The sequence below is a fragment of the Sulfurospirillum multivorans DSM 12446 genome (assembly GCF_000568815.1).
In the GTDB taxonomy this organism is placed as follows: Bacteria; Campylobacterota; Campylobacteria; order Campylobacterales; family Sulfurospirillaceae; genus Sulfurospirillum; species Sulfurospirillum multivorans.
The window spans coordinates 617,186-636,495 of the sequence record NZ_CP007201.1; the positions used below are offsets into that span (position 1 = coordinate 617,186).

The 19,310-nt window shown below is 43.8% G+C and carries 15 protein-coding genes and 6 tRNA genes; 14 read left to right on the forward strand and 7 right to left on the reverse strand.

What is annotated here, in order from left to right:
- Nucleotides 1-34: 34 nt before the first annotated feature.
- The gene (gene ccsA, locus SMUL_RS03220; protein ID WP_025343828.1) at nt 35-3,181 is read left to right on the forward strand and encodes a cytochrome c biogenesis protein CcsA; all 3,147 of its coding nucleotides are present in this window, start codon (nt 35-37) and stop codon (nt 3,179-3,181) included.
- Nucleotides 3,182-3,254: 73 nt separating this feature from the next.
- Entirely contained in the window at nt 3,255-3,698 is a 444-nt protein-coding gene (locus SMUL_RS03225; protein ID WP_025343829.1) for a hypothetical protein, read from the forward strand.
- 11 nt (nt 3,699-3,709) lie between these two features.
- On the opposite strand, the gene SMUL_RS03230 is transcribed toward SMUL_RS03225, so the two are convergent.
- From SMUL_RS03230 to SMUL_RS03260, 7 genes are all read right to left on the reverse strand, one after another.
- Nucleotides 3,710-3,784: transfer RNA gene (locus tag SMUL_RS03230), tRNA-Glu, on the reverse strand.
- A 25-nt stretch (nt 3,785-3,809) separates the two neighbouring features.
- A tRNA-Lys gene (locus SMUL_RS03235) sits at nt 3,810-3,885 on the reverse strand.
- A gap of 53 nt (nt 3,886-3,938) precedes the next feature.
- Nucleotides 3,939-4,015 (reverse strand) — tRNA-Asp (locus SMUL_RS03240).
- A 7-nt stretch (nt 4,016-4,022) separates the two neighbouring features.
- A tRNA-Val gene (locus SMUL_RS03245) sits at nt 4,023-4,098 on the reverse strand.
- Nucleotides 4,099-4,126: 28 nt separating this feature from the next.
- Nucleotides 4,127-4,202, reverse strand: a tRNA-Glu gene (locus tag SMUL_RS03250).
- A 13-nt stretch (nt 4,203-4,215) separates the two neighbouring features.
- A tRNA-Lys gene (locus SMUL_RS03255) sits at nt 4,216-4,291 on the reverse strand.
- A 55-nt stretch (nt 4,292-4,346) separates the two neighbouring features.
- Complete coding sequence (locus tag SMUL_RS03260; protein WP_025343830.1) at nt 4,347-5,456, reverse strand: CinA family protein; 1,110 nt, start codon at nt 5,454-5,456, stop codon at nt 4,347-4,349.
- Between the two features lie 136 nt (nt 5,457-5,592).
- Here SMUL_RS03260 and ileS point away from each other — a divergent pair, with 136 nt between their 5' ends.
- The 12 genes from ileS (at nt 5,593) to SMUL_RS03315 (ending at nt 19,289) form a co-directional block, all read left to right on the forward strand.
- Nucleotides 5,593-8,355, forward strand: a complete 2,763-nt coding sequence (ileS, locus tag SMUL_RS03265; protein ID WP_025343831.1) for an isoleucine--tRNA ligase — start codon at nt 5,593-5,595, stop codon at nt 8,353-8,355.
- Entirely contained in the window at nt 8,348-8,476 is a 129-nt protein-coding gene (locus tag SMUL_RS17620) for a hypothetical protein (RefSeq protein ID WP_280938048.1), read from the forward strand. The genes ileS and SMUL_RS17620 overlap by 8 nt, the downstream gene beginning before the upstream one ends.
- Nucleotides 8,473-9,831 carry an Asp-tRNA(Asn)/Glu-tRNA(Gln) amidotransferase subunit GatA gene (gene gatA / locus SMUL_RS03270; RefSeq protein WP_025343832.1) on the forward strand — a complete coding sequence of 453 codons (1,359 nt, stop codon included), beginning with the start codon at nt 8,473-8,475 and terminating at the stop codon, nt 9,829-9,831. Before SMUL_RS17620 ends, gatA begins: the two co-directional genes overlap by 4 nt.
- Nucleotides 9,832-9,840: 9 nt before the next feature.
- Entirely contained in the window at nt 9,841-11,289 is a 1,449-nt protein-coding gene (guaB, locus tag SMUL_RS03275) for an IMP dehydrogenase (RefSeq protein WP_025343833.1), read from the forward strand.
- Between the two features lie 125 nt (nt 11,290-11,414).
- On the forward strand, nt 11,415-12,524 hold the full coding sequence (gene metX, locus SMUL_RS03280) for a homoserine O-acetyltransferase MetX (protein ID WP_025343834.1): 1,110 nt from the start codon (nt 11,415-11,417) through the stop codon (nt 12,522-12,524).
- 22 nt (nt 12,525-12,546) lie between these two features.
- Nucleotides 12,547-12,750, forward strand: coding sequence for an exodeoxyribonuclease VII small subunit (xseB, locus tag SMUL_RS03285; protein WP_025343835.1), 204 nt, complete (start codon nt 12,547-12,549; stop codon nt 12,748-12,750).
- Entirely contained in the window at nt 12,747-13,538 is a 792-nt protein-coding gene (locus tag SMUL_RS03290; protein WP_025343836.1) for a carbon-nitrogen hydrolase family protein, read from the forward strand. The genes xseB and SMUL_RS03290 overlap by 4 nt, the downstream gene beginning before the upstream one ends.
- On the forward strand, nt 13,535-14,200 hold the full coding sequence (locus tag SMUL_RS03295) for a HesA/MoeB/ThiF family protein (protein ID WP_025343837.1): 666 nt from the start codon (nt 13,535-13,537) through the stop codon (nt 14,198-14,200). Before SMUL_RS03290 ends, SMUL_RS03295 begins: the two co-directional genes overlap by 4 nt.
- A 30-nt stretch (nt 14,201-14,230) precedes the next feature.
- Complete coding sequence (locus tag SMUL_RS03300) at nt 14,231-15,358, forward strand: succinyldiaminopimelate transaminase (protein ID WP_025343838.1); 1,128 nt, start codon at nt 14,231-14,233, stop codon at nt 15,356-15,358.
- Nucleotides 15,359-15,419: 61 nt separating this feature from the next.
- Nucleotides 15,420-16,730 carry a UDP-N-acetylmuramate--L-alanine ligase gene (gene murC / locus SMUL_RS03305; protein WP_025343839.1) on the forward strand — a complete coding sequence of 437 codons (1,311 nt, stop codon included), beginning with the start codon at nt 15,420-15,422 and terminating at the stop codon, nt 16,728-16,730.
- The gene (locus SMUL_RS03310; protein ID WP_025343840.1) at nt 16,730-17,080 is read left to right on the forward strand and encodes a hypothetical protein; all 351 of its coding nucleotides are present in this window, start codon (nt 16,730-16,732) and stop codon (nt 17,078-17,080) included. Before murC ends, SMUL_RS03310 begins: the two co-directional genes overlap by 1 nt.
- A 7-nt stretch (nt 17,081-17,087) precedes the next feature.
- A complete protein-coding gene (locus SMUL_RS03315; RefSeq protein WP_025343841.1) occupies nt 17,088-19,289 on the forward strand; it encodes an endonuclease MutS2 in 2,202 nt (733 codons plus the stop codon).
- Nucleotides 19,290-19,310 lie beyond the last annotated feature (21 nt).

Below are 19,310 nucleotides of genomic sequence, written 5' to 3' on the forward strand. Positions count from 1 at the left end.
GAAAGAAGTCTTATTTTCCAGCCGAGGGAGTTTTATGGATTTTGTATTGAAGCAGGTTTTTTCGATGAAGTCAGCGATCATTCTTTTACTGTTTTTTGGACTTTTTAGTGGTGTTGCTACGTTTATTGAAAATGATTTTGGTGTCGAAACCAGTTGGGCACTGATTTATACCTCTTGGTGGTTTGAGCTACTTCAAGTCGCCTTATGTGTCATTCTCATCTACAATATGATCCGATATAAAATTTATACCCTCGATAAACTTCCTTCCTTTCTTTTCCATATCAGTTTTATTTTTATCCTTATAGGCTCTGGCGTTACGCGCTATTTTGGCTTTGAAGGATCTTTACATGTAAGAAATGGAATGCTGGAAAATAAGGTCGTCTCTAGCGATGCGTTTATTCAAGCCAGTGCTCTTAAAGAGGGAAAAACCTACAGCTATGCCAAGCCTCAACTGATTTCACATGTTGGCGGCAATCGATTTTCGTTTGCATTTGATGTGGGTGGCGATCAAGCGGCGGTGAAATTTAAAGAGTATCTGCCTAATGCAACGGCAAAAGTTGTGGATGATGCTTTTGGCGTGCCAATGATTTCAATGATGCTCAGTGGATATGGTGAAAGCTTGAGCGTTGTGCTCAAAGAGGGCGAAACATACGAAACCAGTGAATATATTTTTAGTTTCAATGCCAAACCTGTGCAAAGTGCTAAAGAGATCATCGCGTTTACCCTTGAAGAGGGCAAATTTTACTTCTCCTCAAAATCGAAAATCGCATGGTTTAAAATGGTTGAGAACAAACGGGGCGAATACGAAGCCAATACCAAAGAGGACTTCATCACAGGACAGCTTTATACCATTGGCAATGTCAATTTTGCTCCACGCTACATCGGCTTAAAAGGTAAAGAAAAAGTCATTGAAGATAAAACGCCTATGGCAAAAGGCAATGCGACATCTGCGGTCATTGTCGATGTCAGCTTTAAAGGGGAAACCAAAGAGGTCGCTATGTTTGGTCATGGCAAAGGAAGTCAGGGTGCACCAACCAAAGAGATGATTGCAGGTATTCCTTTTATCTTTGAATGGGGTTCACAAATTTTTGAACTTCCCTTTGACATCAAACTCAATGAATTTCAACTCGATCGTTACCCTGGCTCTATGTCACCGATGTCCTATGCCAGTGAAGTTGAAGTGGTGGACACAGAAAAAGGTGTGCATATGCCATTTCGTATTTATATGAACCACGTACTCGACTACCGGGGCTTTCGTTTCTTCCAAAGCTCGTACGATACCGATGAAAAAGGAACCATTTTGTCTGTCAATAACGATCCTGGAAAAATTCCAACGTATTTTGGTTATTTTCTGTTATCTCTTGGTCTTTTTCTCAATCTTCTCAATCCCAAGAGTCGTTTCCGTAAACTAGCAAGCATGGTGCAAAGAGATATGACAAAGATGAAATCTCTCTTTTTAGCACTTTTTATAGGGCTTTCTTTGATGCACAGCAGCGGTTTACAGGCTGCTACGACGTACACGAATGAAGATTACATCGCTTTTTTAAAACAGTACGATGTCAAACATGCCGATCAATTTGGAAGGCTGTTGGCTCAAAGTGCCGATGGAAGAATCAAACCTATCGATACAATTTCCACGGAGCTTTTGAATAAAATTTATGGTGGCTCTACATTTGAGGGCATGAGTGCCAATCAAGTGGCTCTCAGTATGATGAGTTCACCTGCGGAGTGGCAAAGTTTGCCGATTATTAAGGTGTTTCATCCTGAACTTAAAAAAATCATCGGCATTGCGGAAAATCAAAAATACGCCTCATTTAATGACTTTTTTGAAAAAGAGGGCGATCATGCCTTTAAACTGACGAAATACTCAGAAGAGGCGAATCGTAAAAAACCAGCTCTTCGCAATCAGTTCGATAAAGACATTCTCAAAGTAGACGAACGCGTTAACATCTGCTATATGGTCTATACGGGTGAAGTTTTCAAAATGATTCCAAAGCAAAATGACCTCTCCAAACGTTGGTTCGCACCTCAAGAAGCGGTGATGAATTTCTCCAAACAAGAGGGCGATGAAGTAAGAGCGCTCCTTGGTGGCTATTTTGAAGCGATCAGTGAAGGACTGGAAAAAAGCAGTTGGGAAAGTGCCAATAAAGCACTTGAAAAGCTTCAGTCGTATCAAGAGCAGTATGGTTCTGAAATTATCCCCAGTGAGAGTCGCATTAAAGCGGAGATTTTCTTTAACCATGCGAAGATTTTTGATCGTTTGACCCCTGTTTATCTCTTGAGCGGTTTAGTATTGCTCTGTTTTATTTTTGCTAAAATGATTAACCCAGCTTTACGCATTGTGACAGTGACAAAAATTGTTTTTGCAATCAATTTTATGGCATTTTTAGCGCATACAGGAGGCTTAGGGCTTAGGTGGTATATCTCAACCCATGCGCCATGGAGTGATGGCTATGAGTCGATGATCTACATTGCGTGGGCGTTAGCCTTGGCAGGTATTTTCTTCTCGCGTCAATCGGTTGTCTCGCTTGCCCTGACCTCTATCTTAACGGGTGTGACGCTCTTTGTGGCACATCTAAGTTGGATGGACCCCCAGATTACGAATCTTGTTCCGGTTTTAAAATCCTACTGGCTTAATATCCACGTTTCGGTGATTACGGCGAGTTATGGTTTCTTTGGATTGTGTGCCATTTTAGGCTTATTTACATTGATTCTTTTCATTTTGCGTGACAAAAAAACCTCTAAACGTAACCAAGAGATTGATCGAAATATCATTGAAGCAACGCGTATCAACGAAATGGCGATGATCTTAGGCCTAAGTCTTCTTGCCGTGGGTAACTTTTTAGGTGGCGTTTGGGCGAATGAGTCTTGGGGAAGGTATTGGGGTTGGGATCCAAAAGAGACATGGGCATTGGTCTCAATTTTGATTTATGCCGCGATTGTGCATTTTAGATTTGTTCCTAAACTCAGCACTCCTTTTGTTTTTGCGGTTGCCTCAACCGTTGCCTTCTCTTCGATCATTATGACCTATTTTGGTGTGAACTTTTACCTCTCAGGCATGCACTCGTACGCCGCAGGTGACCCGATCCCTATTCCAACGTTTGTCTACTACACCGTTGCCATTGTAAGCCTTGTCATAGCCTTTGCCTATCCTAAACGCGATATCACAAAAACAGCGTAAATGAAAAGAGGGGAACTTTTCCCCTCTTTCTAAGTTGTGCTATAATAGGCAAAAATTTAAGAGGCGCTCCTTCATGCAAGAGAATTATCTCATTATCACGGTTGTGGTTGTTATTGCTATCGTCTTAATCTCTCTTTTTATTCTTGTCTCCAATATGCAAAAAACAGTGATTATTGAAGTCTCTCATACGCCCGAACAAGAAGAGAAAGAGCGAAAAATTGCTATTGAAGCGCTCATTGATATTGCAGCAAAACGTAGCACAACGCGCAATGAGCTCACCAGTGCTATTTTAAAAGCAGCCAAAGAGTGTCCTTTTCCGCTCAAAGAAAAAGGCATGGCTCCTAAAGTTGCGAAAATCTATCTCAATTTTGTTTTATTGGTAGCCAGCCATCACAATGCAGATGCAAAATTAATCGCTTTTATGGATGAAGAGCTTAAAAAAGCCAATCCTGAGTATAAACATGAAATTGATGTGTATGAAAATGAAGGAATAAACCAAAGAGGTAATAGAGTTTAATCTAGGGAAAATGGCGACCCCAGGGGGACTTGAACCCCCGTTCCCGCCTTGAGAGGGCGGTGTCCTAACCACTAGACGATGGGGTCGCACAAGTGTGTTTGTTTAGGACAATGGTGACCCGTGATGGATTCGAACCATCGACCACCTCCTTAAAAGGGAGATGCTCTACCGACTGAGCTAACGAGTCATGCTCAGGCAGTTTCATAACAAATGAGAAAATGCTGAGGGAAAACAAAATCGTGGCGCGGCGGACGGGGCTCGAACCCGCGACCCCCGGCGTGACAGGCCGATATTCTAACCAACTGAACTACCGCCGCGCGTAAATGGTGGTCGCTATAAGACTCGAACTTATGACATCCACCTTGTAAGGGTGGCGCTCTACCAACTGAGCTAAGCGACCATCTGGGACACTAAAGAAGAAACATATATGGCGACCCCAAGGGGATTTGAACCCCTGTAACCGCCGTGAAAGGGCGGGATCCTGGACCACTAGACGATGGGGTCGCACAGATAAAAGTGGTGACCCGTGATGGATTCGAACCATCGACCACCTCCTTAAAAGGGAGATGCTCTACCGACTGAGCTAACGAGTCGTTCACCGTTCTTCTCGTAATGAGGCTGAAATTATAGAGAAAAAAATCTCATTTGTCAAGACATTTTTTCACTTTTTAAAAAAATGCTTTCGCCTACATGTAAAAGCAACTTTAAAGCATGGTAGGCACTTTGGGTTTGTATGTACTCACGGTCACCCTCTAAAAGAAGCCTTTCGATGAGAACATCACCCATTTTATTGCGTGCGCCTACGTAAACGGTTCCGACGGGTTTTTCGATGCTTCCTCCCGTAGGGCCTGCTACACCACTGGTGGCGATCGCGTAGTCAGAGAGACTCGCATTGAGCACACCTTCAAGCATTTCACGCACGCACAGCTCACTCACGGCGCCAAACTGATCGATCGTCTCAGGACTCACACCCAGCCACGACTCTTTAATTTCATTGGAGTAGGTCACCAGTCCACCTTTGAAAACAGCCGATACACCTGAACGTTTGGTGAGCATTGAGGCAATCAAGCCTCCCGTGCAACTCTCAGCAATGCTGAGTGTCTGTCCTTCACTTTCCAAACATTGTGCGATATGCATGATGACATCGGGGTGATTGATGACTTTTTGAGGTAAAAGTGCTTTGACGGCTTTAAAGAAACTCTCCAAGTTGCCGTATTTGTTTGAGATCGCTTCAACGCTGATCCAACCATCGACAATGGTCGTCGGAGTGATGCGAATTTCATAATTTTGAGCCAGCGGTTCGACGAGGATTTTAAGGGAATCTTCATCAATATTAATGATCGAAAAAAGTGCAGATGCGTTGCTGTTTTGAATGAGAAGTGGAGGTAATTGTTTGTTTTCACGTGCTTTGATGACGTTGATGTGCTTACCCGATCGGTCTAAAAGGTAGCTATTGTCTTCAAAACGAACCGCTTTGGAAGGAATGAGCATGCCCCCTTTGAGTTCCAAAGACTCTTCTCCCAGTGTCGCAATGACTTTATTAACCAGATTGAAACTGTCATTGGAGGTGACAATAACGATTTCATCGGCATGTGCGATGGACTCTTCAAGAACGAAAAAAAGATCCTTATCGTTTTTATCGATGTAGACGGTTTGATCGGGAAGATCAAGATGTTTGGTAATGGTTGCATGAATGTAATTTAAAAATGGCAGATTGTATCGCAATGCTTTTCCCACAACGATCAAAGAGCTTTTCATAGGAGTACCTTTTTTACTTTGCATTATAGCATCTTGCGGTGCGTAAGTGCTTCTTAAATCGTTTTTAGATAAACTTGCCTCATTTTAAGAGACGCTTACATGTAAAGAGTTGTAGCTTCCAAGGAGAGATAAATAGATGGACTATAAAGAGACCTTGCTTCTTCCTCAGACCGATTTTCCAATGCGTGGCAACCTCCCTCAAAACGAGCCTGCACGCTATGCCAAGTGGTTTTCCAAAGAGGGAAGCGCTTATGCAAAAATGATTCACAACAGAGAAAATGCCCCAACGACATTTATACTTCATGATGGCCCTCCGTATGCCAACGGGCACATTCACATCGGACATGCACTCAACAAAATCCTTAAAGATGTGATCGTTAAAACCCACTATTTTTTCGGTGAAAAAGTCCGTTACGTTCCAGGCTGGGATTGCCATGGTTTGCCGATTGAACAACAGGTCGAAAAGAACCTTGGAAAAGAGAAAAAAGACGCATTGCCTAAAAGCAAAATTCGCGAATTGTGTCGTGAACATGCACGCAAATTTATTGATATTCAACGTGAAGAGTTTAAATCATTAGGTGTCATTGGCGATTGGGACAATCCGTATATGACGATGAAATTTAAATTTGAAGCCGACATTTACCGTGCGTTGTGCGGTGTCGCCGATAAAGGACTTTTGGTTGAACGAAGTAAACCCGTTTACTGGTCATGGGCGGCGCGTAGTGCGTTAGCCGAAGCCGAAGTGGAGTATGAAGACAAAGAAGACTACTCCATCTTTGTTGCCTTTGCACTCACGCCTGAGGCGAAAGCAAAACTTGATATCAGCGTTGATGCCTCGGTCATTATCTGGACAACAACACCTTGGACGCTGCCTGCAAATGTGGGTATTGCGTTTAGTCCCGAAGAAAATTATGTGCTCACGAGTGATGGTTATATCGTGGCTGAGCCTTTACATGTAAAGCTTTTGGAGCAAGGTGTGGTGAAAGGTGAAATCGTTAAAACCTTTAAAGCCAGTGTGCTTGAAAACAGCTTTGCACTCAACCCACTTAATGGTCGAAAATCCCAATTTGTTTTGGGTGAGCATGTTACGATGGATGGCGGTAGTGGTTGTGTTCACACCGCTCCAGGACATGGTGATGATGACTACAAAGTAGGGCTTCGTTACGGTCTTGAAGTCATTATGCCAGTCGATGAGCGTGGTTGTTACGACGAGACTGTCGTTCGTTTAGGACTGCTTCCAGATGCGGAAAGTTTTGTCGGCGAGCATATTTTTAAATGTAACGAGCGTATTTTAGAGCTTTTGGGCACACGCCTTTTGAAATGTTCAAAGTTTACCCACTCCTATCCATTTTGCTGGAGAACGCATCAACCGGTCATTTACCGTGCCACCAAACAGTGGTTTGTGGCAATGGATGAAGCTATTGGTGGACGCGCGAGTCTTCGTAAAATGGCGATGGATGAGCTTGGAAAAGTTCGTTTTTATCCCAAATCAGGCATTAACCGTTTAGGTTCGATGATCGAGAATCGCCCTGATTGGTGTATCTCAAGGCAACGTGACTGGGGTGTACCAATCGCATTTTTTAGAGATAAAACTACGGGTAAACCGATCTTTGATACAAAAGTGGTGACACATATTGCAGACATTTTTGAAGAAAAAGGTGCAGATGCATGGTGGGATTTAGAGATTAAAGACCTTTTGGTTGCAAACAGCGGTTACAACCCTGAAAACCTTGAAAAAGTGATGGATATTCTCGATGTTTGGTTTGACAGTGGAAGTACGTGGAAAGCGGTTCTTCAGTCACCTGAGTATGACGCAGGTGATTACCCAGCGTCGATGTATTTGGAAGGAAGCGATCAACATCGTGGTTGGTTCCAAAGCTCACTTTTAGTCAGTACCGCCAATAACGGCATAGCACCGTACGGTAAAATCTTAACACACGGATTTACGGTCGATGAGAAGGGCGAGAAGATGAGCAAATCCAAGGGCAATGTTGTTGCCCCGACCGATATTGCGAAAAGCCATGGTGTCGAGATTTTACGTCTTTGGGTTGGCACGAGCGAATACACGACCGACCTTAAAATCAGCGACAATATTTTAAAACAGATCAGTGAGCAGTACCGAAAAATCCGCAATACATTCCGATTTTTACTGGCAAATATCAATGATTTAGAGACCATTTTGCCGTACGATCAGATGGGTGTGCTTGATCAGTGGATTTTAGTGCATGCCAAAGCGGTTTTTGATGAAGCGCAGGGTTACTTTAGAGAGTACGAATTCTCCAAAGGGTTTGCACTTCTCAACCATTTTATTGCCGTGGAACTCAGCGGAATTTATCTGGATATTTCTAAAGATAGGCTTTACTGTAACGCTAAGCATGACACGATTCGTCTCTCCGCGCAAAGTGCGATGGCGCTCATTGCTGAAAAATTGATGGTGTTGATGGCACCAACGTTGACCTATACGATTGATGAGATTATGGAGTATGCACCTGCTATCCTAAAAAGCAAAGGTGAGAGTGTTTTTGACCTTGTCTATGAGTCACTTCCTACGATGACAACGGCGTTTGATGAAGCGTATATGGTCGAAGCGCGTGAGAAATTCTTTGAAATCGTTGATGCGCTTAAAAAAGAGAAAATCATCAAATCAACTCTAGAGTTAGTGCTTCAAACCACATCAGCGAAAATTGTGGCACTCGAAAAAGTGGACGCAGAAGATTGGTTTACGGTGAGCAAAGTGATCGAACACAACGAAGAGGGCGAAATGGGCGTGTTTGAAGTAGCCGGTGATAAGTTTAAAATCCTCAAAGCGACCAAATGCAAATGCCCACGTTGTTGGAAATACAAATCAAAAAGCGAAGAAGAGCTGTGCCACAGATGTCATGAGGCACTCAATGGTTGATTTGAGCGCTCCTATCGAGCTTAGCTTTGTTTTTATCACCATTGTCGCGATTTTTGCGGTCATTGGTGTGTGCATTTATCTGATCAATAAAAGAACGAAAACGTTAAAGGATCACAGTTGATTACATTGAAAGAGGCATTAGGACTTCCTGCTGAAGCCATTGCTGAGATACGTGAAGATTTAAAAAGAGCGATTGAAGCTAAAAAAGAGCTGGGCGCGTACATTGAACAGCTTACATATAAAACGATAAGTGAGTACGGTTCTGGCATTCCGATTGCGATAAAAGACAATATTCAAGTGAACGGTTGGGAAGTGACGAGCGGTTCGAATATCCTTCAAGGCTATGTTGCCCCTTACAATGCAACGGTCATTGATAACATGCTTCGTCATGGACTCTCCCCGTTTGGTCGCACCAATATGGATGAGTTTGCGATGGGAAGCTCGACCGAATCTTCGTTTTATGGAAAAACCTTAAATCCGCACAATCCAAAATGCGTCCCAGGTGGCAGTAGTGGTGGAAGTGCCGCTGCGGTTGCGGGAGGCATCGCGATTGCAGCCCTTGGCAGTGACACGGGTGGAAGTATTCGCCAGCCAGCCGCTTTTTGTGGCTGTGTAGGACTTAAACCCACCTATGGAAAAGTGAGTCGTTACGGTTTGGGTGCGTATTCAAGTTCGCTCGATCAGATTGGGCCAATTACCCAAAACGTTGAAGATGCGGCGATTTTGTATGACATTATCGCAGGGCACGAGCCAAAAGACTCCACGAGTGCGACTATGGCACATCAAAGTGTAGCCGATAAGCTCAATGCGGATCGTAAAATGACGATTGCTGTGATTGAAAATTACTTGAACGAAGCGAGTCCTGAAGTGCGTGAACGCATGATGGATGGCATCCGTGCGCTTGAAAAAGCGGGACACACCATTATTTATCGTAATTTCATCAACAACAAATATGACATTGCAGCCTATTATGTGATTGCCACCGCTGAAGCGAGTGCGAACCTTAGCCGTTACGATGGCGTTCGTTATGGTAACCGTGGAAGCAATGAAAACCTTAAAGAGATGTTTATTCAAAGCCGAAGCCTTGGGTTTGGCGAAGAGGTTAAACGAAGAATTTTGCTGGGGACGTTTGTTTTAAGCAGTGGTTATTACGATGCGTATTACATCAAAGCACAAAAGGCGCGCCATTTTATCAAGGCGCAGTATGAGGCGATTTTTAAAGAGGCTGATCTGATTTTTATGCCTGTCACGCCAACCACTGCCTTCGAGTTTGGTTCAAAAGCGGATCCGTTGGAGATGTATTTGAGTGATATTTACACGATTTCACTCAATCTTGCAGGACTTCCGGGTATTTCAGTGCCTCTTGGTAAGGATAGTAAAGGTCTACCTGTTGGTGGACAATTGATCGCTCAAGCGTACGGTGAGCAGGCACTCTTAGATGGAGCGCTGAGCTTAGAGAGAGAATTAGGGTTATAAGGACACACCATGAAAATTAGAAAAAGAGCATTGACATTTGAAGACGTATTATTGGTTCCTAAATATTCAGAGATTTTGCCCAAAGAGGTTGATATTAAAACAAAACTAACGAAAAATATCACTCTCAATATCCCTCTTGTATCGGCTGCAATGGATACGGTAACGGAACACCGTGCGGCGATTATGATGGCGCGTCTTGGGGGCATTGGTATTATTCATAAAAATATGGACATCGAATCTCAGGTACGTGAAATCAGACGTGTTAAAAAAAGCGAGAGTGGCATCATCATCGATCCCGTCTCCATTAAAGCGACTGCAACGCTTAAAGAAGCGCTTACCATTATGTCAGAGTACCGCATTTCAGGTGTTCCTGTCATTGATGACAATGATATTCTGATTGGTATCTTAACCAACCGTGACCTTCGTTTTGAAAACGACTACAGTAAAAACGTTGAAGAGCTCATGACCAAAATGCCTCTAATTACCGTCAAAAAAGGAACGACCTTGGATGATGCTGAGGCGATTTTTAGAACTAATAAAGTTGAAAAACTCCCTGTGGTCGATGAAAACAACAAGCTTGCAGGGCTTATTACGATCAAAGATCTTAAAAAACGTCAAGAGTATCCGCATGCAAACAAAGACAGTTTTGGACGACTTCGTGTCGGTGCGGCTATTGGTGTGGGGCAATTAGATCGTGCTCGTGCTTTAGAAGAAGCAGGTGTGGATGTACTGGTTCTTGATTCGGCGCATGGACATTCAAAAGGTATTATTGATACGGTTAAACTCATCAAAAAAGAGCTTAAAGTTGACATTATTGCGGGAAATATCGCGACGGCAGAAGCGGCGCTTGCGCTCGTTGAAGCGGGTGTTGATGGCATTAAAGTAGGAATTGGACCAGGAAGTATTTGTACGACGCGTATCGTCTCAGGAGTGGGTGTACCTCAAATGTCAGCTATTGAAGAGTGCTCTGATGTAGGCCGTAAATACGGCGTTCCTGTTATTGCTGATGGTGGTATTAAATACTCTGGCGATTTTGCAAAAGCATTGGCTGCTGGTGCTCAAAGCGTTATGGTGGGGAGCTTGCTTGCAGGAACCGATGAGAGTCCGGGTGAATTTATCACCTATCAAGGACGTCAATACAAAACGTATCGCGGTATGGGAAGCATTGGCGCGATGACCAAAGGAAGCAGCGATCGTTACTTCCAAGAGGGAACGGCGGCGGATAAACTCGTACCTGAGGGCATTGAAGGACGTGTGCCACACGCTGGCTCTATTCGTGATGTCATTTTCCAAATGGTGGGAGGTCTCAGGTCATCTATGGGTTATGTGGGTGCGCGTGATATTCTTGATTACCAAGAGAAAGCGGAATTTGTTGAAATTACGAGTGCTGGTCTTAAAGAGAGCCACGTGCATGATGTTATCATTACCCACGAAGCGCCTAATTACAGAGTAAACTAAGCATTATACGTTTTACATGTAAAGAATATTCTGTTTCGAAAGAGACAAGCTTCAGTGCCACAGCGGCGAGCGTAGGTTTTTGGGGCAAAACCCAAAAACCGTGGTAAAAAGTAATAAGGAACGGTGTGAAAATTCAAACGGCGGTTGCCCATTTTGATGAACCCCTCTATTTGGAGAGTGGTCGTATCTTAGAAACCTACGATCTCAAATACGAGATGTACGGTGAAATGAACGAGACCAAAAGCAATGTCATCGTGGTTTTTCATGCCCTTACGGGAAGTTACCATGCGGCAGGTCGTTATGAAGGTGAGACCAAAGCAGGGTGGTGGGACCCGCTCATTGGAGATGGTAAGATCATTGATACGACGAAGCTTTGTGTCATCTGTGTCAATATTCTTGGGAGCTGTTTTGGCTCCACGGGACCGATGAGTGTGAATGTTAAAACCAAAGAACCATTGCGCCTGAAATTTCCTGTTTTAACGATCAGCGATATGGTCAGAGCGCAAATGAACCTCTTTGCGCGCCTTGGTATCAAAGAGGCATACGCGATCATTGGAGGCTCTCTTGGAGGCATGCAGGGGCTTTGTATGTCCATTGAATATCCTGAGTTTGCCAAACGAGTGATTTTGCTGGCAACCACCTACGCGACAGGGCCTTGGGCGATTGCGTGGAATAAAATCGCGATTGAGGGCATCGTCAATGACCCTCGATTTAAAAATGGCAATTATAATCCCGAAGATTTTGAAGAAGAGGGACTGCTCAGTTTTGCGATTGGTCGCATGGCGGGGCACATTAGCTTTTTAAGTCCCTATTCGATGAACAAAAAATTTGGGCGTAATTACGTAGAGACGGACGGTTTGTACGAGCTTTTTGGACGTTTTCAAGTCGAGCGATACATGGAGTACAACGGTTACAGTTTTGCGAAACGGTTTGATCCGCTGAGTTACCTTTACATCATTAAAGCGATGAATATCTTTGATGCGACGCGTAATTATGATTCATTGGAAGATTCGATCAAGCATATTAAGGCCAAATTGACCTTGATTTCATTTCAAGGCGATTGTCTGTTTATGCCCGAAGAGATGGCGTTGATTAAGACAACGATGGAAAATATGGGAAGAGCGGACCTTGTCGATTATGTCTGCATTGATAGCCAATATGGGCATGATGCCTTTTTGGTTGAGTACGACAAGTTTGATTTTTACATTAAAAAAGCACTGGAATCAAAAGTTTAGTGCACCTAGAAGGTTGAGTAAAATGGCAGAAAAAGAGCAAAGTTTTGAAGCAAAACTTGAGAGTGCAAAAACAATCTTAGAGAACCTTTCCAATCCTGAACTCTCCTTAGAAGAGGGGATGAAAAAGTATCAAGAGGGCATTGCAATCTTAAAAGAGGCGACTAAGATGCTGGAAGAGGCAAAGTTGACTTACACCAAATTGCAAGAAAAAGAAGCGTTGTCATGAAAATAGCGGCACTGCAACTTAGCACACTTCCGATGAGTGAGGCAAAACTCGATTACTATTTTCGCATTTGCAAGCAAAAAGAGGTTGAAGTTGTTTTAATCAGCGAATACGCGCTCAACAGTTTTTTCAAAGAGCTAGAGGGTATGCCACTTTCAATGATTAAAGAGCAGTCGAACCATAAAATCGAGGTTTTAAAAAAACTCTGTGCCGATTATGATCTGCATGTTATCGCGCCGATTGTGAACATTAAGGGTGATTTTTGCTACAAAAGCAACGCCCATTTTTCACCCAAATCCGTCCATTTTTTCGATCAGCAATTTTTGATCAACTATAAACACTGGAATGAAGAGAAGTTTTTTGCCAATGCGGTTTCCAAGTACACCTTGCCGATCTTTTTACTGGGCGGCATTCGCTTTGGAATCGTGAGCGGTTTTGAGCTTCATTTTGACACCGTTTGGATGGAAGTGATGAAGAAAAATGTGGATGTCGTGCTCACACCGACCTCTTCGACCTTTGACTCAGCGCCCCGTTGGGAAGAGCTTTTGAAGATGCGCGCCATGCTGAACAATGTCTATATCTTGCGCGCGAACCGTGTGGGAAGTTATAAAGACGAAGAGACATGGCAGTTTTATGGCAAAAGTAGCCTCATTTCTCCCTTTGGCGAGGTTGAACTGACCCTTGGCGATAAAGAGGAGATGCTGGTAGCGACCCTTGAAAAAGAGAGCCTTGTCGAAGCGCGCAAACTGTGGGGATGGAAAAAACAGGTCAGCAGAAGAGAAAACGCATGATGCACTATTTCCACAGGCAAGTCCAGCTGTGGGGCGAAGAGACACAGCAAAGCTTGCAAAGCAAAAAGATCGTGATCATCGGTTGCGGCGGGTTAGGAAGCTCTTTGGCGTATGCCCTTGGAAGCTCAGGCATCGGCGAGATTCACCTTGTCGATTTTGATGAAGTGAGTGTGCATAACATTCACCGTCAGATCGCATTTAAACTAGGCGACGAGGGGAAACTCAAAGCGAGTGTGGTCAAAGAGAGCATCGAAAGTCGTTGCCCTTTTGTGAAAGTTCAGGCGCATATTGGTCGCTTGGAAGCGTTTACATGTAAAGGCATTGAAGTCGATCTCATCATCGATGCGACCGATAATTTACCGACACGCGCCCTTATTGATCTGTATGCCAAAGAGGTGAAAACCCCATGGCTTTACGGCTCGGTTGAAGCGTTTAACGGCCAAGTCTGTTTTTTCGAGAAGAGTAGTTTTAAAGCGTTTCAAATAACCAATAAAACGCCTTCTGGCATTGCCGCACCGATTGTGATGCACATTGCTTCATTGCAGGCGAATTTGGCACTGCGTTATTTGGTAGGGCTTAGTGTTAAAAAAGATCTGCTTTATTATCTGTACATCAACGAAGAGGGTGAACTGATCACCCAAAAATTTGGCATGCCTTACTAAAAAATTGTTTTACATGTAAAAGGAAAACCATTGCATTTTGAACCTTATCCCTTTGAAAAATTGACCGAGTTATTGAAAGATATAATACCGAGTAACGCGTATCCAGCAGTAACGTTGACCATTGGTGAGCCGCAGTTTGAGACGCCTGATTTTATTCAAGAAGCGCTCAAACAAAACGTGCATTTGCTTAAAAAATACCCCAAATCTTCGGGTGAAGTGTATGTCAATGAAGCACAGCGCGCGTTTGTGAAAAAGCGTTTTGGCGTTGAGCTTAAAAGCAGTGAGTTGATCTCTGTTTTTGGAACGAAAGAGGTGCTTTTTAGCTTTCCTCAGTACCTTCTGCACGATAAGCCAAACCCTGTGATGGCGTATCCGAATCCGTTTTATCAGATCTACGAAGGTGCGGCGATTGCGAGTCGTGCGCGCGTGGTGCATCTGAATCTCACCAAAGAGAATAGCTTTAAACCCGACATCAATTTGCCTGAGCTTAAAGAAGCCGATCTGATTATTCTTAATTTCCCCAACAACCCGACAACTTCAGTTTTAAGCCTTGAAGAGCTAGGCGAATGGGTAAAATTTGCCCTCAAATACGATGTTGTGCTGTTAAACGATGAGTGTTACAGCGAACTGTATGTGGGCGAAAAACCAGCCTCTTTGCTTGAAGCCTCTTTACATGTAGGCAATGATAAATTTAGAAATGTCTTGGTATTAAACTCCATTTCCAAACGAAGCTCTGCGCCAGGACTTCGCTCGGGATTTATCGCAGGCGATGAGAAAATCCTGAATGGTTACGCAAAATACCGAACCTACGTGGGAGCGGCGATTCCCTTACCTCTTCAAATGGCTTCTGCACTTGCATGGAACGATATGGAACACGTGGAACTGACCCGCGCGCAATACGCGAAAAACCTTCGTTTAGCGCATGAAATTTTAGGTGTGCCTGAGGTGAATGCAACGTTTTACGTTTGGCTCGAAGTGAAAGACGATGTGATGTTTACATGTAAACTCTACGAGCAAAAAAATATCAAAGTGCTACCGGGTCGTTTTCTAGGACGTGGCGGCATCGGTGAGAATTATGTGCGCATTGCACTTGTGGAAAACAGTGAAAAAACAGAGCAGATCTTAAAAGAGATCAAAGAGGTTATTGCCTCTTTCTAAAAAATCGTGGAGCTTTTGAAGCTTAGCTTGGAAAGCGTATAAAAATAGATAAGGAAAGTAGTTGAAAAAGGTTCATTTTGTAGGCATTGGTGGCATTGGGCTTTCTGCCTTAGCCAAATATTTAAAACAAGAGGGCTACGAAATCACGGGCTCCGATGTGAAAGCGAGTAAAATTACAGCAGGACTCGAAGAGATGGGCATTCCTGTGCGTATCCCACACGATCCTGCGTGCATAACCGATCAAGATTTGGTGGTGTTTTCTGCTGTGATAAAACCCGATAACATCGAGCTTGCACGCGCTCGTGAAAAGGGAATGACGATCATGCCACGTCGTGAGGCACTGCTGTTTATCTTAAAAAACAGACGTGTTTTTTCGGTTTGCGGAGCTCACGGTAAAAGTACGACGAGTGCGATGCTCGCTTCGATGGTGGAGGGCTCTTTGGTTATTGGTGCGGAGAGCAAGCAGTATGGCTCAAATATGTACTACAAAGAGGGCAACAATGTCATTTTTGAAGCCGATGAAAGCGATGCGAGCTTTTTAAATTCCAATCCCTACATTGCGATTGTGACCAACGCGGAACCGGAGCATATGGAGTATTATAACTACGATTATGACCGATTTTACGGGGCGTATCGACACTTTTTAGAGAGTGCGAAGATTCGGGTGATTAACGCGGAAGATCCTTTTTTAAGCACGCTTACGGAACTTGAAGCCGATCGTCTCTATCCGAGTCGTGACATCAGCGGCATTGAGACCGTGATGTGTGATGGTGAACCTTTTACCTCCTTTGTACTCAAAGATTTGGGGCGTTTTGAAGTCTGGGGGATTGGTGCGCATATGGCACTCGATGCTTCATTGGCAATTCTAGCAAGTCTGCATGAGATGGATGTAGAAACGGCGCGTGAAAAACTTAAAAACTACAAAGGCATCAAAAAGCGTTTTGATCTTTTGACCAAGCATGAAAACTTTGCGTTGATTGATGATTATGGGCATCACCCCACCGAGATCAAAGCGACTTTGGAGTCTGCGACACAATACGCTGCACTCATTGGGCTTAAAAAAGTTACCGCCATTTGGCAACCGCATAAATATTCACGCACGATTGATAATTTGCAGAGTTTTGTCAACTGCTTTGAAGGGGTCGATCAGCTCGTGATTCTACCCGTGTGGCGTGCAGGGGAAAAAGAGGTTTTTATCGACTTTGAAAAAGAGTTTGCACGTTACTCTCCACTTTTCCCACCGCGCGTTTACCGAAAAGATGATAGTATAGAGATATTTCCTTGCGAAGCGAACCAACACATTTTTGATGAAGGGTTGGTCATTAGCTTTGGCGCAGGGGACATAACCTATCAACTCAGAGGAGCCATGTGATGCAATTTTTACTTTTTTTAGCGGTGGTACTTTTGGTTGTTTCTGTGATCTATGCTAAAAAGAGTACATTCTCTAAACAAGCAAAAATTGGACTTTTTAGTTTCCTTATCATTCTGATTGGGCTTGCGTGGTGGTATGAATCATACAATCGCGAGAACAGTGAAGCAAATCGTATGATGATCAGTGCATTTAAACAGGGCAAAACACTCTATTGCGATGGACGTGAAATCTCGTCCGCTACCTTTGTTTTTGTGAATGGAACGCTCAGTTTTATCGCAAACGATCAAAACCAAAACGATAAAGGCATCGTCATCGATATGGCTACATGTAAATTGGAAAAAGTGAAGTAACGCCCTCATGGAAAAGCTTTTTTCGAAACTCGATTTGGTCGATTATGCGGCTGGATTTAAACACTTTTTAGCGCGCGAAAAACCTCTGTTTATGGAGGGAGACGCGAACCTGCATTATAAAATGATCCATGAACTTCTCACACGCGATCGCTTGAAACCTTTGCCTGAAGTTCCCTCTTTAGATGTGGCACTGATGCACCTAAGTAAATTGGGCATCTTGCGCCTCAATGAGATTTTTTCCTTTGTTCAAATCATCAACTATATGCAGTATCTGAAATCAATGCTGAACGATCAAAGCCTTGGCGAATGGATGGATCGTATTGTGATTCCTGCTGAAGTCACGCAAATTTGCGGCTATTTCGATGAAAAAGGCGAGCTAAAATCTAGCGTGGATGAGCAGTTTGCGAGCATCGCTCAAAGCCTTAAAATGGTCAAAGAGGAGATGAACAGCACGCTTCGCCGTCTGATCTCCACTGAGAAAATTTCCCTCTATCTTGCCGATAAACAGATTCACTACATTAACAACCAAGAAGCGCTTTTGGTGCGTGGTGGCTTTAACCATGTGTTAAAAGGCAATGTCATCGGGCGCAGTAGCAGCGGCTTTTTCTATGTCGTGCCTGAAGCGCTTGCGAAGTTGGTGAGTCGCGAGAGTGAACTGATCGACCGCAAAGAGGAGCTGGTGTATAAGTACGCCAAACAGATCTCATCCTCTTTTACCAAACAGCTTAAATTCTTGGGTTTTGTGAACAAAGAGTTTGACCGCTTTGATGCGTACTACGCCAGAGTCGCGTATGCGCGAGAAAAAGATATGGAGTTTGTGTTGCCTTCCAAGAGCAATGTCATCAAACTTGAAAACTTTGCCCATCCTGCGCTTGCGAATCCAAAGCCGATTACGATTGATTTTAGCAAACAGGTGTTGATGATCACCGGTGTGAATGCCGGTGGTAAGACGATGCTGCTTAAATCCATTTTGACGGCGGCGATTTTGAGCAAATACCTGCTTCCGATGCGCATTGATGCCAAGCATTCGAGTATTGGCTCGTTTAAAGAGGTGTTTGCTATTTTGGATGATCCGCAAAATGTCAAAAATGACATCTCAACCTTTGCGGGGCGAATGAGTGAATTTAGTAAACTGTTTAGTAAAAAAGTAGCACTGATTGGTGTGGATGAGATCGAGCTTGGAACGGACGCCGATGAAGCGGCCAATCTCTTTAAAGTGATGATCGAAAAGCTTATTGATAAAGAGATGAAAATCGTCATTACCACCCACCATAAACGCTTAGCTTCTTTGCTCGCCACACATCCTGAAGTCGAACTCTTAGCGGCGATTTACGATGAAAAGAGCGAGCGACCGACGTATGGCTTTTTAAAAGGAACGATTGGTAGGAGTTACGCGTTTGAGACGGCACTTCGTTATGGCATTCCGCACTCCTTGGTCGCCGAAGCACGTGTTTTGTACGGCGAAGATAAAGAGAAGCTCAATGAGCTCATTCAAAAAAATATCGACTTAGAGCTTGAGATGCGTAAAACCTCCGAAGAGCTTGATGCAAGGCTCAAAGAGGTGGAAAAACTCAAAGAGTCGTTGCGCGATGAAAAAGAGCGGGTGCGAGAAGAGTTTGACCACGCCTATTCTAAAATGTCCAAAGAATTCAACCAAGCGATTGGCGAAGCGAAAAAGGCGATCAAGAGTTCCGATACCAAAGAGTCGCACCGCTTGTTAAACAAAGCCAATCAATTGCACCAAGAGACACGTAAAGTGATTCCCGATCAAAAGGCTGAACCTTTACATGTAAACGATAAAATCAAATACGGCAGCTCCAAAGGGGTGATTAAAAGCATCAAAAAAGAGGAAGCGACCATCGAGTGCGACGGCATTACGCTTCGTGTACCTCTCTCCAAACTCAAACGCAGTGGCAATCAACCTAAAGTGCACAAGGCGGGTGTGGTGATCTCCAAAGAGACACCGAGTGGCTCGATGATTTTGGATCTGCATGGACTAAGGGCGGATGAAGCGGTTGAAAAACTCGATAAATTTTTAAGTGACGCGCTGATGAGCGGCTTTGATGAGGTTTTGGTTTATCATGGCATTGGAACGGGAAAGCTTGCCTATGCGGTGCGGACGTTTTTAAGCAGCTATCCTTCTTTAGTTTCGTATGGCGATGCACCGATTAATATGGGTGGTTATGGTGCCACATTGATCAAGCTTTAAAAAAACTTGATGTTAAACAGT